Source organism: Streptomyces katrae (genome assembly GCF_000717655.1).
In the GTDB taxonomy this organism is placed as follows: Bacteria; Actinomycetota; Actinomycetes; order Streptomycetales; family Streptomycetaceae; genus Streptomyces; species Streptomyces katrae_B.
The window spans coordinates 62779-78873 of the sequence record NZ_JNZY01000034.1 but is presented as its reverse complement, the minus strand read 5'-3'; the positions used below and the strand labels follow the sequence as shown (position 1 = coordinate 78873).

General features: G+C 71.3%; 9 protein-coding genes. 7 read left to right on the top strand and 2 right to left on the bottom strand.

Annotated features, from left to right (window positions below; translation table 11 throughout):
* The first annotated feature begins 28 nt into the window (after positions 1–28).
* On the top strand, positions 29–1258 hold the full coding sequence (locus tag IF09_RS0130915; protein ID WP_030301353.1) for an acetylornithine transaminase: 1230 nt from the start codon (positions 29–31) through the stop codon (positions 1256–1258).
* Between the two features lie 35 nt (positions 1259–1293).
* Here the strand turns inward: IF09_RS0130915 and IF09_RS0130910 are convergent, their stop codons facing one another.
* Together IF09_RS0130910 and IF09_RS0130905 are read right to left on the bottom strand one after the other, a co-directional pair.
* Positions 1294–2295: an AfsR/SARP family transcriptional regulator gene (locus tag IF09_RS0130910; protein WP_030301352.1), complete on the bottom strand. Its 1002-nt coding sequence runs from the start codon at positions 2293–2295 to the stop codon at positions 1294–1296.
* A gap of 79 nt (positions 2296–2374) precedes the next feature.
* Complete coding sequence (locus IF09_RS0130905; RefSeq protein WP_030301350.1) at positions 2375–3124, bottom strand: thioesterase II family protein; 750 nt, start codon at positions 3122–3124, stop codon at positions 2375–2377.
* A gap of 707 nt (positions 3125–3831) precedes the next feature.
* Here IF09_RS0130905 and IF09_RS0130900 point away from each other — a divergent pair.
* The 6 genes from IF09_RS0130900 to IF09_RS0130875 all read left to right on the top strand — a co-directional run bounded on the left by IF09_RS0130900 (position 3832) and on the right by IF09_RS0130875 (position 16094).
* The gene (locus tag IF09_RS0130900; RefSeq protein WP_030301348.1) at positions 3832–4047 is read left to right on the top strand and encodes an MbtH family protein; all 216 of its coding nucleotides are present in this window, start codon (positions 3832–3834) and stop codon (positions 4045–4047) included.
* Positions 4048–4165: 118 nt separating this feature from the next.
* Positions 4166–4888, top strand: a complete 723-nt coding sequence (locus IF09_RS0130895; protein WP_234321207.1) for an LmbU family transcriptional regulator — start codon at positions 4166–4168, stop codon at positions 4886–4888.
* Positions 4889–5020: 132 nt separating this feature from the next.
* Positions 5021–6604 carry an amino acid adenylation domain-containing protein gene (locus IF09_RS0130890; RefSeq protein WP_030301343.1) on the top strand — a complete coding sequence of 528 codons (1584 nt, stop codon included), beginning with the start codon at positions 5021–5023 and terminating at the stop codon, positions 6602–6604.
* Between the two features lie 35 nt (positions 6605–6639).
* Positions 6640–6870, top strand: coding sequence for an acyl carrier protein (locus IF09_RS0130885; RefSeq protein ID WP_030301341.1), 231 nt, complete (start codon positions 6640–6642; stop codon positions 6868–6870).
* Positions 6871–7102: 232 nt separating this feature from the next.
* The gene (locus IF09_RS0130880; RefSeq protein ID WP_030301340.1) at positions 7103–8290 is read left to right on the top strand and encodes an NAD(P)/FAD-dependent oxidoreductase; all 1188 of its coding nucleotides are present in this window, start codon (positions 7103–7105) and stop codon (positions 8288–8290) included.
* 40 nt (positions 8291–8330) lie between these two features.
* Positions 8331–16094, top strand: a complete 7764-nt coding sequence (locus IF09_RS0130875) for a non-ribosomal peptide synthetase (protein WP_030301338.1) — start codon at positions 8331–8333, stop codon at positions 16092–16094.
* Position 16095 lies beyond the last annotated feature (1 nt).

Genomic DNA, 16095 nt, shown 5'->3' with positions numbered 1-16095 from the left:
ACGACGTGAGCTTCGAGGGAGCGACGGCATGAGCAACGGCGCGGACACGGCGGACCTGACCGGGACGGGCAACGCGGCGCTGACCCGCCGCTGGCAGGGCGTCATGATGGACAACTTCGGCACCCCCCTGCTGCCCCTGGTCCGGGGCGAGGGCACGCGGGTCTGGGACGCGGAGGGCAACGAGTACCTCGACTTCGTCGGCGGTATCGCGGTCAACTCGCTCGGCCACGCGCACCCCGCGGTCGTACGGGCCGTGTCCGAGCAGGTCGCCTCACTCGGGCACGTCTCGAACCTGTTCATGGCCGAACCGACCGTGCGCCTCGCCGAGCGCCTGCTGCAGCTCGCCGGACGCCAGGGCCGGGTCTACTTCTCCAACTCCGGCGCCGAGGCGAACGAGGCGGCCTTCAAGATCGGCAGGCTCACCGGCCGCACGCACATGGTGTCGGCCGTCGGCGGCTTCCACGGCCGCACCATGGGGGCCCTGGCCCTCACCGGCCAGCCCGCCAAGCAGCTGCCCTTCCATCCGCTGCCGGGCGACGTCAGCCACGTGCCGTACGGGGACGTGGAGGCCTTGCGCGCCGCCGTCACCCCGCACACGGCCATGCTGATGCTGGAACCCCTGCAGGGGGAGAACGGCGTGGTCGTGCCTCCGTCCGGCTACCTGCGGGCCGCCCGCGAGATCACCGCGGCCACCGGCACCCTCCTCGTCCTGGACGAGATCCAGACCGGCATCGGGCGCACGGGCCGCTGGTTCGCGGCCGAGGCCGAAGACGTCGAGGCGGACGTCGTCACCCTCGCCAAGGGCCTGGGCGGCGGTCTGCCCATCGGCGCGACGCTCGCCTTCGGCGCGGCCGCGGAGCTGCTCACGCCCGGCGCGCACGGCTCCACCTTCAGCGGGAACCCCGTGGTGTGTGCGGGCGCCCTCGCGGTACTGGACACCATCGGGCGGACGGGCCTCCTCGACCACGTGACCTGGACGGGGGAGCGGCTGCGGCGCGGCCTGGAGACCCTGGGTCACCCGCTCGTGCGCGAGGTCCGCGGCGCCGGCCTGCTGCTGGGCGTCGTGCTCGACGGAGCGTTCGCGGCTCAGGTGCAGCAGGCGGCCCAGGACAAGGGCCTCCTGGTGAACGCCGTGATGCCGGACGTCATCCGGCTCGCCCCGCCGCTGAACGTGTCGGACCGTGAGGTGGACACGTTCCTCGACAGCTTCCGGGAGGCCCTGTCCGAAGCCCTCGGCGAGGTGCTGACGGCGGCCTGACCCCGCCCTGACCGGGCTGATCGACAAGACACCCCCTACGCGAGCCCCGCGCCGGCGGTCACCCGCTGCGCGGTGCTCGCCGTCAGCTCGTTGAAGCGGCACAGCAGCTGGTTCTGCTCCTGCTGCAGCCGCTCGATGCGGCGGTGCAGACGGGCTATCTCCTCGCAGAGGGGGAGCACCGCGTCGTCGGCCGTCACGTCCGGCTCCACGGCCACCGGCTCCGCGGGAAGCGGGCCGGCCGGGCGGGGTCCCGCCGCCGCGGCGAGGGCCGGGTCGTGGTGGAGGATCGCCTCCATCAGACCGCGCAGAGCGGGGCCCGGCTCGACCCCGAGTTCGCGCACCAGGCGGTTGCGCGCCCGTTCGTACACGCGGAGGGCCTCCGCCTGCCGGCCGCACCGGTACAGGGCGACCATCAGCAGGTCGTAGAACCGCTCCCGCACGGGGTGGTCGGTGGTGAGCTCCACCAGCTCGCCGGTGATCTCGCCGTGGCGCCCGGTGCGCAGGTACGCGTCGTACATCATCTCCAGCGCGGTCAGCCGGTGTTCCTCGAGCTGGGCCGCCTTGCCCGCGCAGATGTCGCCGAGCACGCTGCCCTCCAGAGCCGGGCCGCGCCACAGCGACAGCGCCCGGCGCAGCAGCTCACCGGCCTGCTCCGGGTCGCCGGGCAGGATCCGCCGCGCCTCGTCGGTCAGGTGCTGGAAGCGCGCGGCGTCCGTCTCGACGGGCGCGAGCTGCAGGGTGTAGCCGCGCGAGGTGGTCACGATCCACGGGTGCTGTGCGTGCTGTTCGACGCTGCGGCTCTCCACCCCGGACAGCAGCCGGCGCAGCCGGGCCACATGGAGCTGCAGCGCGTTCTCCGCGTTGGCGGGCGGGTGCTCGCCCCACAGCTCGTCGATGAGCCGTTGTACGGAGACGTTGTGCCCGGCCTTCACCACCAGTGCCCCCAGCAGCGCACGCTGCTTGGCACCTGTGGGAACGATCCGCAGACCGGTCCGTTCGTCCTGGACTTCCACGAGACCGAGCAGGCGGAACTCCATCTCATCCCCTCACACACGCTGGCATCTCAGTCAGTTGCAGGAGTCGGGCTGGCCACGCGGCGGCGGTTCACCGAAGGGTTCAGGAGGAGCGCATCGCGCCCGCCGCGATGAGCGCAGTGGTCGCGTCCCGTTCGATCTGCCGCAGCAGCGGCCCGGGATCGTCCTGGAAGTAGAAGTGACCGCCGTCGAAGACGCGCAGGCCCAGGAAGTGTTCGGTGTGCTCTTCCCAGCCGGTCATCCGCGCCGGCGAAGCGGAGTGGTCCTCGCCGCCCGCGTACGCGGACAGCGCCACGGGCAGCGGCCCGGCGCCGGGAGCGGGGCTCCAGGTCTCCACCAGGCGCAGGTCGGCCCGGATGACCGGTTCGAACAGGGCCCAGAGGTCGGGGTCGTCGAACACCGCGTCGGGCGTGCCGCCGAGCAGCTTCAGACGCGTGCGCAGCTCGGCGTCGGGCAGCTGGTGGTACCGGTTCTTCGGGCCCGCGATCTGGGGTGCGGTGCGTGCGGAGACACCGATCCACACCGGCAGCGGCAGGCCCCGGTCGACGGCCCGCCGGGTGATCTCGTACGTGAGGAGGGCGCCCATGCTGTGCCCGAAGAGGGCGTAGGGGCTCCCCGTCAGCCCGGGCTCGATGAGGCGCAGCAGGTGGTCGGCGAGGAGGCCGGCGTCCGCGATCTGCGGCTGGTCGAGGAGGAGGCCGTGGCCCGGGGCGTCGAGCAGCGTCACGTCCCACGTGTCCGGCAGCTCGGCGGGCCAGTGGCGGTACAGCAGGTGCGAGCCCCCCGCATGGTGCAGGACGAACAGGCGCAAGGCAGGTCGTGTGCCGTCCATCTCTCTCCCTCCGATCGGCCGCGCGTCCTCGGACCATAGAGCGCCGCAAGACCGGCAGGGCGCGGGCACCAGCGGGGCTCCGCCGCCGGTGCGGCGCCTCTTGAGCGATCCTCCGGTGGCGCGGCGCGGACCCGGGGCGCCAGGCATCGGGGAGGGAGCGGGCGCCCGTCGGGGATTGGCCTGAAACCCCGCCCGGGACTGCGGCGGGGTCCGTGCGGATCTCGAGTGGTCCGCCACCGTGAGCGGCGAAGACCGGCCCGGACGTACGCGCAGACCTCCGTCGCCCGGCCGCTCGAGCGGACCTTGACCGGGTCTCAAAAGGGCCGTGGATACAGTGGCGGCAAGTCGGCTACCGGCAACGCGGGCAGCCAAGCCCGTACGACGACCGCGGCCCGACGGGCCGGGGTCCCGCGCCACCGCTCGAACCGGAGCGGCCGGCGGACGGGCCGATCGGCTGCCGTACGTTCTCATCCCAGGACGTGAGGCAGCCGGTCTCCCATGAATCCGGTGGGGCGCAGAGGGCGACCGGGAGGTCGGCCCGCCTGCCGCCCTGGTACCGCTGACGGTCGAGTCCTCACGGTGACGCGGCAACGCCGGGGTCGCCACCGATGCCGGGTGTCCTGCCGACCGGACAACGCCGACCGGCGGTCCGGCGCCTGGGCCATCTCCAACTCAGAGTCACCCATGACAGTTAAGGACGGTGCCAGTTGAGCACGAACCCCTTCGACGACGAGAACGGCCGCTTCCACGTCGTCGTCAACGACGAGGAGCAGCACTCCCTGTGGCCCGCGTTCGCCGAGGTGCCCGCCGGCTGGCGGGTGGTCTTCGGTGAGGCCGCCCGGTCCGAGTGCCTGCAGTACGTCGAGCAGAACTGGACCGACCTGCGCCCCAAGAGCCTGCGCGAGGCCATGGCAGCGGGCTGATCGCCGCTCTGATGTTCGTGCGCCGGCGCAGTGGAACGACAGTTACCGCCGCCCGGGTGCTCGGTAGGGCGACCCGGTGTACGCCCAGGCAAACACTCTGAGTGGGGAGATGAAGGTTGTGAGCGGCGCTGTGAGGACCGCCAGCAGATACAAGGCGGGGCCGGGGGGCAACAGCGGTGAGCCCGCGCAACGGGACGCGGTCCTGTCGTTCGTGGGGTCGCAGGCCAAGGTGCAGAAGTCGGGGATGGTCTTCCCGGAGAACCTGTCGGAGCGGTCCTGGGAGCAGATCGGGACCAACCTGCGCGAGCTCGTGAACTCCTCCGCGTGGTGGCTCGCCGACTGGATGAGCTACGGGGAGGCCACCTACGGGTGGCGGCGGTACAAGGAGGCGATCGAGCGCACGGGCCTCGACTACCAGACCTTGCGCAACTACGCCTGGGTGGGCCGGCGGTTCGAGCACCACCGCAGGCGGGACAGCCTCAGCTTCGCCCACCACGCCGAGGTGGCCCGCTTGTCGCCGCCGGAGCAGGACTACTGGCTGCGCAAGGCCGAGCAGCAGAAGTGGTCGCGCAACGAACTCCGCAGGTCGGTCCGCGCCAGCCTGGCCGTGCAGAGCGACACGGCCGAGGCCCCCGCGGGCAGCGGCGACGAGAAGCAAGAGGTACCCCGGCTGGCCGACTCGGCGGCCGCCGAACGGCGCCAGCAGAAGCGCACCACGCTCACCATCGAGCTGTCCGCAGGCCAGCTGGAGTACTACGCGAAGACGGCTGCCGCGCACGGTCTGCCCGTCGACAAGTGGGTGGCCCAGTTGCTCGAAACCGCCGATCGCCGGACCGCCTAGTGCTGTGACCGGCAAAGCTTGCCGGTCACAGCACTAGAGGCGCATCGCCCCACTGTGCCGGCCACCGCCCCCGTTCCCGGCGGCGTGCCGGCGGCTCGTCCGACCGGACACCTCTCACATCGGAGTCAGTTGATGATCCTTCAGGGAAAGCGGGTCGCCCTGCCCGCGGCGCCCGTCGTCCACAGGCAGTTCGAGGCGAACGTGGCGGCGGCGCCCGACGCCGTCGCCGTCTTCTGGGCCGGCCAGGAGCTGACGTACGCAGAGCTGGACGTGAAGGCGAATCGTTTCGCTCATTTCCTCGCCGAGCGTGGACACGGCCGCGGTGCGAAGGTCGGCGTCTGTCTCGACTACTCGATCGACATGCTCGTGGCCATCCTCGGCACGCTGAAGGCGGGCGCGGCCTACGTGCCGTTCGACCCGGCCTACCCGGCGGCGCGGCTCCAGCTGCTGCTGGGCCAGGTGCCCGACCTCGCCCTGATCGTCGCCTCGCCGGCCACGGCCGACATGGTCGAGTCGGCGCACGTCGACGTCATCGACCTCGAGCAGCTCGCCGACGGCCTGGCGGCCCTCCCGGCGACCGCCCCCGAGGTCACCGTCACGGGCGACGACATCTGCTACGCGGTCTTCACGTCCGGCTCGACCGGTACGCCGAAGCTGACCGCGGTGCGGCACGAGGGCTGGTTCAACCTGATGAACTGGCTGAAGCTCGATTACGGCCTGCACAGCGGGTCGAACCACCTGGTCGTCAGCGCCTTCGGGTTCGACCTCTCCCAGCGCAGCCTGATGACGCCGCTGTTCGTCGGCGCCACCCAGAACCTGATGGCGACCCGCAACTTCGACGCCATGATGGCCTACCGCCTGCTCCGTGAGCGCGACGTCCGCGTGGTGCACTGCGCCTCCAGCACGCTCTACCTGCTGGTGGACTGGGAGACCGCACGCGGCGGCGACGTCCTCAGCCGGCTCGACTACGTGCTCTTCGGCGGCGAGGCCCTGAAGGCGGAGCGGCTCACGGACTGGGCGCGGCGCGAGGGCAACACCTGCACCCTCCTGCACCAGTACGGCGTCGCCGAGTGCACGGACGTCGCGACCTCGTACGACCTGGCCGCCTACCGGCCCGGCGAGCACGACGTCCCGCCGGTCGGCAAGCCGGCCTACAACACCGACATCCACCTCGTCGACGAGGACCTGCGCGGTGTCGCGCCGGGGCAGCAGGGCGAGATCTGCATCGCCGGGGCCAGCGTCGGCGCGGGCTACCTCAACAACGGCCCCGAGAACGCCAAGTTCACGACGATCGAGGTCGACGGCGAGCCGCTGCGGGTCTACCGCACGGGCGACCGCGGCCACGTGAACGAGGCCGGCGAGCTCATCGTCCTCGGCCGGATCGACGCCCAGGTGAAGGTGCGCGGCATGCGCATCGACCCCACCGACATCGAGCGCGCGCTCGCCCGGCTGGCCGGGGTCCGCGAGGCCGCCGTGGCCATCACGTACACCGGCGCCGGCGAGGCCGAGCTGATCGCGTTCATCGTCCCGGCGGCGGACGCCCCCGCCGACGACGACCTGCGCACCGGCCTCCTGGAGACGCTGCCGCGGAACATGGTGCCGGCCAAATTCGTGAACGTCCCGCTGCTTCCGCTCAGCCCGCACGGGAAAGTCGACCGCGTTGCGCTGGTCGATGCATACCGGAAGCAGTCCGCCGACAGCGGCATTGCCGCATAGTCGGCGGACTTTTGATGACAACCGAGAGGGCTGTGATGATCGCCGACAGCGTGCGCGCCATTTGGTGCCGGGAACTCCAGCAGGACGACATATCAGTCGACGACGATTTCTTCGCCCTGGGCGGCCAGTCTTTGATCATGGTCAAGATTCAGGGCGCTTTCATGGACGAGCTGGGCGTCGAGGTCCCGATGGACCAGATGTTCCTCAACTCGACGGTGGCGTCGATCTCTGCGTACATCGAATCCCTGGGTGCACCGACCCGGTAACTCCTGGCGTGGTTGATGCCCTGCCGTGTCTCGCCGGCGAGACATGGCACGGCATCGGCATGTATTCCCCGCGCTGGTTCTATTATCCCGCTAGTTCATATCGGCTAGCATCGCATTCATGCTCGGCAGCGGTTATTCGGTCCGCTGCGCCGATAGCGCGCTCAATCACAAGGAATTTCCGGTTGCTGCCGCGTTGGGCCAAAAACTACCTGGTAAGAGAGGCGGAGGCGCCATGTACGACGTGATTGTCATCGGTGCCCGTTGTGCGGGCTCGCCGACGGCCATGCTATTCGCGCAGCAGGGTTATCGAGTGCTGCTCCTCGAGAAAGCGCGATTCCCTCAGGACACGCTGTCCTCGCACTACCTGCACATGCAGGGCGTGGCACTGATGAACCGGTGGGGACTGCTCGACAAGCTCCGTGACGCGGGCTGCCGGCCGATCACCAAGCAGGTCTACGAGGGCCCCGGTGTCCGCATCGAGGGCTTCTCCCTGCCGATGGACGGCCTGACGGAGACGTACGCCCCGCGGCGCTTCGTGCTCGACCCGATCCTCGCGGAGGGCGCCGTCGAGGCCGGCGTCGAGTTCCAGGAGGGCTGCGCCGTCAACGACCTGCTGTTCGAGGACGGCCGGGTCGTCGGCGTGCGGTACACCACGCCGGGCGGCGCGGAGGCGACGGAGCGGGCCCGCCTGGTCGTCGGCGCGGACGGCATGCGCTCGCTGGTGGCCCGCAAGGTCGGCGCGGAGAACGTCATCGAGCACCCGCGGCTGACCTGCACCTACTACAGCTACTGGGCCGGGGTTCCCTCGGACTTCGAGCTGTACGAGCAGCCGGGCCGCTGGATCGGCGTGCTGCCGACCAACAACGACCTCACGCTCCTCATGGCCTACTTCCCGCAGGCTGACTTCGGCGCGGTCCGCAAGGCGGTCGAACCCGCCTACCTCGATGCCTTCCGCACGACGGCGCCCGAGCTGTGGGAGCGCATGCAGTCGGGCGAGCGCGTGGAGCAGCTGTACGGCACGGGCCACCAGGACAACTACTTCCGCAAGGCCTACGGGCCCGGGTGGGCGCTGGTCGGCGACGCGGTGAACCACAAGGACTCCATCACCGCCCGCGGCATCACCGAGGCCTTCGTCCAGGCCCAGAACCTCACCGACTTCATCGGGGACGGCCTGCACGACGACGGCAAGCTCAAGTCGGCGCTGCGGCGCTACGAGAACGAGCTGAGCAACGAGGCCCTCAACCACTACCAGGGCGCGCTCAACGTCGCCGAGCTCAAGCCCGAGGGCCGGGTCGACATGCTGCGGAAGCTGGTCGGCCACCAGGAGCACATCGACCGGTACTTCTCGACGCTGTCGGGGGCGTGCTCCATCGACGACTTCTACAACGACGAACTTCTGACCCTGCTCGACCAGAGCTGAGTGACGACTTGCTCCCTGGTTCCGCCGATTTGGAGAAACAATGATCCCGTTGTCGTTCGCGCAGCGTCGGCTGTGGTTCGTGGACCGGTTCGAAGGCCCTTCGCCGACCTACAACGGCGCTTTCGCCCTGCGGCTGACCGGTGAGCTGAACGTGGGTGCGCTGGAGACGGCGCTCCGCGACGTCATCGACCGGCACGAAGTCCTCCGCACGGTCATCGTCGAGGGCGACGACGGCATCCCGCACCAGGAGGTGCTGGCGTCCGGCCACAAGCCGTTCGAACTGCCGCTCGTCGAGGTCGCGGAGGAGGAGCGGGCGGCTGCCGTCGGCGCGGCCGCCGTCGAGACCTTCGACCTGGCCACCGACGTGCCGATCCGCGCCACGCTGGTGCGGACCGGCACGCTCGACCACACCCTGGTCCTCGTGGTGCACCACATCGCCCTGGACGGGGAGTCCCTCGGGCCGCTGCTCCGCGACCTCACCACGGCGTACTCGGCCCGCAAGGAGGGCGACGCCCCCGTGTGGGAGCCGCTCCCGGTGCAGTACGCGGACTACACGCTGTGGCAGCAGGACATGCTCGGCGACGAGTCCGACCCGGACAGCCTGGCGGCCCGGCAGCTGGAGTACTGGCGCGAGGCCCTGGCCGACATGGCGCAGCCGCTGGCCCTGCCGACGGACCGCCCGCGCCCCAAGATGACGAGCCCCCGCGGCGACCTGGTCACGTTCCCGATCGAGCCCGACCTGCTCCGCGCCGTGGAGAAGGTGGCCGCGGAACAGGACACCACGGTGTCCATGGTCATGCAGTCGGCGCTGGCGGTGCTCCTGCACCACCTCGGCTGCGGTGACGACGTGCCGCTCGGTGCGCCGATCGCCGGCCGCACCGACGAGGAGCTGCGCGACCTCGTCGGGTTCTTCGTCAACACCTGGGTGCTGCGCGTCGACCTCTCCGGCAACCCGACCTTCCTCGAGCTGCTCCAGCGGGTGCGCGACCGCGCGCTGGCCGCGTACGACAACCAGGACATGCCGTTCGAGCGCCTGGTGGAGCTGCTCAACCCGGACCGGTCCACCGCCTACCACCCGTTCTTCCAGGTGATGCTCGCCTGGCAGGAGCCCCTGGGGGACCTGGAGTTCGCCGGCCTCGGTGTCGAGTCCGAGACGCTCGAGACCGGAACGGCCAAGTTCGACCTGTTCTTCAACATGATTCCGGACGGTGCCGGCGGGGCCGGAGTCCGTCTGGAGTACGCCACCGACCTGTTCGAGCGGGCGACGGTCGAGCTCCTCGGGGACCGTTTCGTGCGCGTGCTGGGCCGGCTCGTGGCCGACTCGGAGCGCGCCATCGGCGGCATCGACGTGCTCGACGCGGCCGAGCGGGACCTCCTGCTCGTCGAGTTCAACGACAACGACGACGCCACGGCGGCGTCCGAGCTGACGGTCCCGGAGCTCTTCGAGAGCCAGGCGGCCAGGACGCCGGACGCCCCGGCGATCGTGTGCGACGGCCGGACGCTGACCTACCGGGAGCTCGACGAGCGGGCGAACGCCGTCGCGTGGGAGCTCGTCCGGCGCGGTGCCGGGCCGGAGGACCTGGTGGTCCTGGCGCTGCCGCGTACCGAAGACCTGGTCGTCGGCCTGCTCGGCATCCTCAAGTCCGGTGCCGGCTACGTGCCGATGGACCCGCAGTACCTCGCCGGACGCGCCGAGACCGTGCTGTCCGAGGCCCGCCCGCGCTTCGTGGTCACCGACACCGCGACGGGGCGGGAACTGCCGCAGAACGACATGTCGAGCATCAACCTCGACCTCCGCGCCGAATGGGACGCGCCCCGAGGGGCCTTGGACAACACCGGCCGCATCGCACCGCTGAGCCCCGACAACCTGGCGTACGTGATGTACACCTCCGGCTCCACGGGCAAGCCGAAGGGCGCGGCGATCACCCACCGCAGCGTCGTCAACGGCGTGCAGGAGCTGGTGCGCGTCATCGACGCGCCGACCGGCTGGAAGATGCTCGCCGGCACCTCGGTGAACTTCGACGTCTCGGTCTTCGAGCTGCTGACCACCCTGTCCACCGGCGGCACCGCCGAGGTCGTGCCGAACGCGCTGGCGCTCGCCGAGCGCGACGGCTGGGACGGCCACGTCATCAGCGGTGTCCCCTCGGTGCTCGGCGAACTCGTGGGTCACCTGGACAAGGCGACCGACGTGCGCACGGTCGTCTTCGCGGGCGACGTGCTCCCGGCCCGCCTGGTGCGCCAGGTCCGCGAGGCCCTGCCCGACGTGCAGATCGTGAACTCCTACGGGCAGAGCGAGAGCTTCTACGCCACCACCTTCTCCCTCGCGGCGAGCGAGGAGTGGGCGGAGAGCGACGTCGCCCCCATCGGCACCCCGCTGGGGAACATGCGCGCCTATGTGCTGGGCCCGGGCCTCGCCCCGGTGCCGCAGGGCGTCATCGGCGAGCTGTACGTGGTCGGCACCTGCCTCGGCCGCGGCTACCACGACCGCCCGGGCCTGACCGCCGAGCGCTACGTGGCGAACCCGTTCGCCGCCGGCGAGCGGATGTACCGTACGGGCGACCTCGCCCGCTGGAACGCCCGCGGCCAGCTGGAATGCGTCGGCCGCGGTGACGGCCAGGTCAAGGTGCGCGGCTTCCGCATCGAGACCGCCGAGGTCGAAGCGGCGATCACGCAGCACCCCGGTATCAGCGAGGCCGTGGTGATCGGCCGCGAGGTGGGCTCGGCCGGGCGCCGGCTCGTCGCCTACGTGGTGCACACCGGCGAGGGGGCCGTCGGCGACGACGGCGCCGGCGGCATCGGCGACGTGGACGTGCAGGCCGGAGCCTCGGCCGCCGAGCTGCGCAAGTTCGTCGCGGCACGGCTGCCCGACTACATGGTGCCGTCGGCCTTCGTGGCCGTCAGCCAGCTCCCCCTCGGCCCGACCGGCAAGCTGGACCGCTCGGCGCTGCCCGAGCCGGAGTTCCTGGGCGAGGCCTACCGGGAGCCGCGCACCGAGGCCGAGAAGATCATCACCGCGGCGTACGCGGACGTGCTCGGCGTGGACCGGGTCGGCATCGACGACGACTTCTTCGCCGTGGGCGGCGACAGCCTGCGCTCGATCCAGGTCGTGGCCCGTGCCCGGGCCCGGGGCCTGGAGCTGACCACGCGGGAGATCTTCGAGTGCCGCACCGCGGAGCGGCTGGCCGAGGTGGCCTCCGACCGCAAGGAGCGGGTGCCGGTGCTCGCGGAGCTCGACGGCGGCGGCGTCGGCGAGCTGGCGCTGCAGCCGGTGGCGCAGCACGTGTTCGAGCACGGCGGCGGGATCAACCGTTTCGCCATGTCGATCGTGCTCGAGCTGCCCACGGGCATCGACGAGAGCGGACTGGCCGCGACGCTGGACGCCGTGCTCGACCGGCACGACCTCCTGCGCGCGCAGCTGGTGCGCGGCGGCGAGCCCTCCCTCGTCGTCCGTCCGCAGGGCGCCGTGCGCGCGGCGGACCTGATCCGCCGCGTGCCCGTCGCCGGCGGGTGGGACGACCCCGCCGCCCTGGAGGCGGCGAAGGCGGAGGTGGACGCCGCGGCCGGCCGGCTCGACCCGGAGGCCGGCACCATGGCCGACTTCGTCTGGTTCACCGCGGACTCGGGTGCGGGCAGGCTGCTCGTGGTACTGCACCACCTGGTGGTGGACGGCGTCTCCTGGCGCATCCTCATGTCGGACTTCGCCGAGGCCTGGCAGCAGGTCAAGTCCGGCAAGGCGCCCGAACTTCCCGAGGTCGGCACTTCGGCCCGCCGCTGGGCTGCGGCGCTGGAGTCCGAGGCCCTCTCCCCGGAGCGGGAAGAGGAGCTGGACTACTGGCGCGACATGCTCGAGTCGCCCAACCTTCCGCTGGGCGAGCGGGCGTTCGACCCCGCCGTGGACGTCATGTCCACCCTCGACACCGTGCGCGTGCAGCTGCCCGCCGAGGTCACCGAGGCGGTGCTGACCAAGCTTCCCGCCGCGTTCAAGGGCACCGGCACCGACGTGCTGCTCGCTGCGCTCGCCCTCGCGGTGAACCGCTGGCGCGGTGACGAGCGTTCGACCCTGGTCCGCCTGGAAGGGCACGGGCGCGAGGAAGAGGTCGTCCCCGGAGCGGACCTCTCCCGGACCGTCGGATGGTTCACCAGCATGTACCCGGCCCGGGTCGACGTGCAGGGCGTGGACCTGGCCGACGTGCTCGCGGGCGGCTCCGCCGCCGGCAAGGCGATCAAGCTGGTCAAGGAGCAGCTGCGCGGTGTCCCGGACAAGGGACTGGGCTACGGCCTCCTGCGCTGGCTGAACCCGGAGACCGCCCCGCAGCTCGAGGACTACGCGGCGCCGCAGATCGGCTTCAACTACCTCGGCCGGATCTCCGACGCCGACGTACCCGAGCACCTGCGCGCCGAGGGATGGGTGCCGGCGGACTGGTCCGCCCAGCTGATCCCGATGCCCGACCCGGACCTGCCCGCGCTGTCCGCGCTCGAGGTCAACTCGGTCGTCACGGACACCGCCGACGGTGCCCGGCTCCAGGCCGTCTTCATGTTCCCCACCGGGGTGCTGTCCCGCGAGCGGACCGCCGAACTGGCCGAGCTGTGGGTCGAGGTGCTGCACGGCATGGCCGCGCACGCAGCCCGCCCGCGGATCGGCGGGCTCACGCCCTCGGACGCCCCGCTGGTCTCGGTGAAGCAGCACGAGATCGACGAGTGGGAGGAGCGCTACGGCCGGCTCGTCCAGGTGTGGCCGCAGGGCCCGGGCCAGTCCGGCATCCAGTTCCAGGCGGCGCTCGCCGACGGCACCTTCGACGTCTACCACATGCAGTTCCTGCTGCACCTGACCGGGCACGTGGACCCCGCGCGCATGCGGGCGGCCGGGCAGGCGCTCCTCGAGCGGTACCCGAACCTGCGCTCCGCGTTCGTGTCCGGAGCCGACGGCGATCCGGTCCAGGTCGTGGCCGAGCACGTCGCCATCCCCTGGCAGCACATCGACCTGACCGGCCTCGACGAGGCCGCGCAGGAAGCGGCGGTCGACAAGGCCCTCGCCGACGACCGGGCCGACCAGCTCGACCCCACCCGCCCGCCGCTGATCCGGCTGGCCCTGCTCACCTGCGGGCCGCAGAAGGCGAAGCTCATCATCACGGCGCACCACACCCTGTTCGACGGGTGGTCGTCGCCGCTGGTGATCAAGGACCTCGTCCGGCTGTACGGCGGCACCGAGGAGCTCGCCCCGGTCCGCAGCTACGGCGACTACCTGGGCTGGCTGTCCAGGCAGGACCGGGACGCATCGGCCGCCCGGTGGAAGGACGAGCTCGCCGAGTTCGACCAGCCGACCCTCCTGGCCGCGGACCTTCCCGAGAAGGGCGAGGCCTCCCGCCTCGGCCGCGTCGAGGTCCCGCTGTCCATCGACAAGGGCCGGGAACTCGCCCGGCGTGCCGCGGAACTCGGCGTCACGCTGAACACGCTGCTCCAGGGCGCGTGGGCGGTCCTGCTCTCGAAGCTGACCGGCCAGGACGACGTCGTGTTCGGCGCGGCCGTCAACGGCCGCCCGGCGGACCTGGTCGGTTCGGACGAGATGGTCGGCCTGTTCATCAACACCCTGCCGACCAGGGTGCGCTGCCGGCCGGGCCAGACCGTCGGCGAGGTCATCGCCGACCTGCAGGACCGGCAGATCTCACTGCTCGACCACCACTACTACGGCCTGGCCGACATCCAGCGCGGCGTCGGACTGCCCGCCCTGTTCGACACGATCGTGGTGTTCGAGAACTACCCGATCGACCGCGAGGGCATCGTCGAGGCGAACGACTCGGCAGGCTTCACGATCGACGCGATCCGGCCGTTCGCCGGCTCGCACTACCCGCTCACCCTCAACTCCTCCGACCCGTACCTGCGGCTCTCCCTCGACTACCAGACCAACCTCTTCGAGCGCGACGCGGCCGAGGAGATCGCCGCCCGGCTCGTCCGGGTGCTGGAACAGGTGCTCGAGGACCCGAAGAAGCCGGTCGGTGCCATGGAGGTGCTGTCGGCACAGGAGCGGGACTGGCTGGTCAAGGGGATCAATGACACGGCACATCCGGTGGCGGCGGACACTCTGCCGGGCGCGTTCGAGGCTCAGGTGGAGCGCACCCCTGACCGTGTGGCGCTGATCGGCGAGCAGGAGACGCTGACCTACGGCGAGTTCAACCGGCGCGCGAACCGGCTGGCGCACTGGCTGGTCGAGCAGGGTGCCGGCGCAGAGCGGCTGGTCGCCGTGAAGATCCCCCGCTCGGTGGACCTGATGGTGGCGATCTACGCGGTGGGGAAGGCCGGTGCGGCCTACCTGCCGATCGACACCGAGCTGCCCGAGGACCGGGTGCGGCGCGTGCTGGACAGCGCGAAGCCGCTGCTGGTGCTCGACGCGGACCTTCCGGACGTCTCCGCGTACCCGGAGACCGACCCGGAGCGCGCACTGTCGCCGGACAACGCGGCGTACGTCATCTTCACCTCCGGCTCCACCGGCCGTCCCAAGGGCGTGCAGGTGGCGCACCGGGCGATCCTGAACCGGCTCAAGTGGGGTCTGGCGCACTTCGACGTCGGCGTCGAGGACCGGGTGCTGCTCAGCACGACGGCCAGCTTCGACGTCTCGGTGCCGGAGATCTTCGCGCCGCTCCAGGTCGGTGCCGCGGTCGTGATCGCGCGTCCCGACGGGCGCCGGGACCCGGCCTACCTCGCCGACCTGATCCAGCGGGAGCGGGTCACCGGAGCGGACTTCGTGCCCTCCCTGCTGGAGGCGTTCGTCAACGAGCCCGCGGCCAAGGAGTGCACCAGCCTGCGCTGGATCGAGGTCGCCGGCGAGGCGTTCCCGCCCGCGCTGGCCAACCGGGTCGTCGACGTGCTGCCCGGCTGCGGCGTGCACAACCTCTACGGGCCCACCGAGGCGTCCGTCGAGGTCACGGCGTACCAGCACGTGCCGGGTGCCGACCGGGTGCCGATCGGCGCCCCCGTCTGGAACACCCAGGTGTACGTGCTGGACGAGGCGCTGCGCCCGGTCGCGCCGGGCGTCACCGGCGAGCTGTACCTGGCCGGCACCGGGCTCGCCCGCGGCTACCTGGGCCAGACGGAACTGACCGCGAACCGGTTCGTCGCCTGCCCCTTCGGCGAGCCCGGAACCCGGATGTACCGCACCGGCGATGTCGTGCGGTGGAACCAGGACGGCCAGGTCGAGTACATCGGCCGGTCCGACTTCCAGGTCAAGCTCCGCGGCTTCCGCATCGAGCTCGGCGAGATCGAGACGGCGCTGGCCAAGCACCCGGACGTCGACGGCGCGGTGGCCCTGGTCCGCGAGGACCGCCCCGGCGACCAGCGGCTCGTCGCGTACGTGGTGACGGGCAAGGGCGAGGCCCAGCCGGACCTCACGGCCCTGACGGACCTGGCCCGGGAGAACCTGCCGGAGTACATGGTCCCCTCGGCGATCGTGCCGCTCGCGGCCTTCCCCACCACGCCGAGCGGGAAGCTCGACCGCAAGGCGCTCCCCGCACCGGACCACACGGAAGCCGCGGTGACCGGACGAGGGCCCCGCAACCACAACGAGGAAGTCCTCTGCCGGCTGTTCGCCGAACTGCTGGGTCTCGAGGAGATCGGCATCGACGCCGACTTCTTCGACCACGGCGGGCACTCGCTGCTCGCCACCCGGCTGACCGGACGCATCCGCAACGAGCTCAAGGTCGACGTGAAGGTCACCACCGTCTTCCGCAGTCCGACCGTCGCCCAGCTGGCGGCCCGGCTCGAGAAGACGGGCACGTCGAACCGCCCCCAGCTTCGCCCGATGAACGTGTAGG

Excerpts from the sequence above, each read along its gene's own strand:
- IF09_RS0130905 (WP_030301350.1), bottom strand. The coding sequence starts at position 3,124 with ATGGACGGCACACGACCTGCCTTGCGCCTGTTCGTCCTGCACCATGCG.
- IF09_RS0130910 (WP_030301352.1), bottom strand. The coding sequence starts at position 2,295 with ATGGAGTTCCGCCTGCTCGGTCTCGTGGAAGTCCAGGACGAACGGACC.
- IF09_RS0130890 (WP_030301343.1), top strand. The coding sequence starts at position 5,021 with ATGATCCTTCAGGGAAAGCGGGTCGCCCTGCCCGCGGCGCCCGTCGTC.
- IF09_RS0130885 (WP_030301341.1), top strand. The coding sequence starts at position 6,640 with ATGATCGCCGACAGCGTGCGCGCCATTTGGTGCCGGGAACTCCAGCAG.
- IF09_RS0130915 (WP_030301353.1), top strand. The coding sequence starts at position 29 with ATGAGCAACGGCGCGGACACGGCGGACCTGACCGGGACGGGCAACGCG.
- IF09_RS0130880 (WP_030301340.1), top strand. The coding sequence starts at position 7,103 with ATGTACGACGTGATTGTCATCGGTGCCCGTTGTGCGGGCTCGCCGACG.
- IF09_RS0130875 (WP_030301338.1), top strand. The coding sequence starts at position 8,331 with ATGATCCCGTTGTCGTTCGCGCAGCGTCGGCTGTGGTTCGTGGACCGG.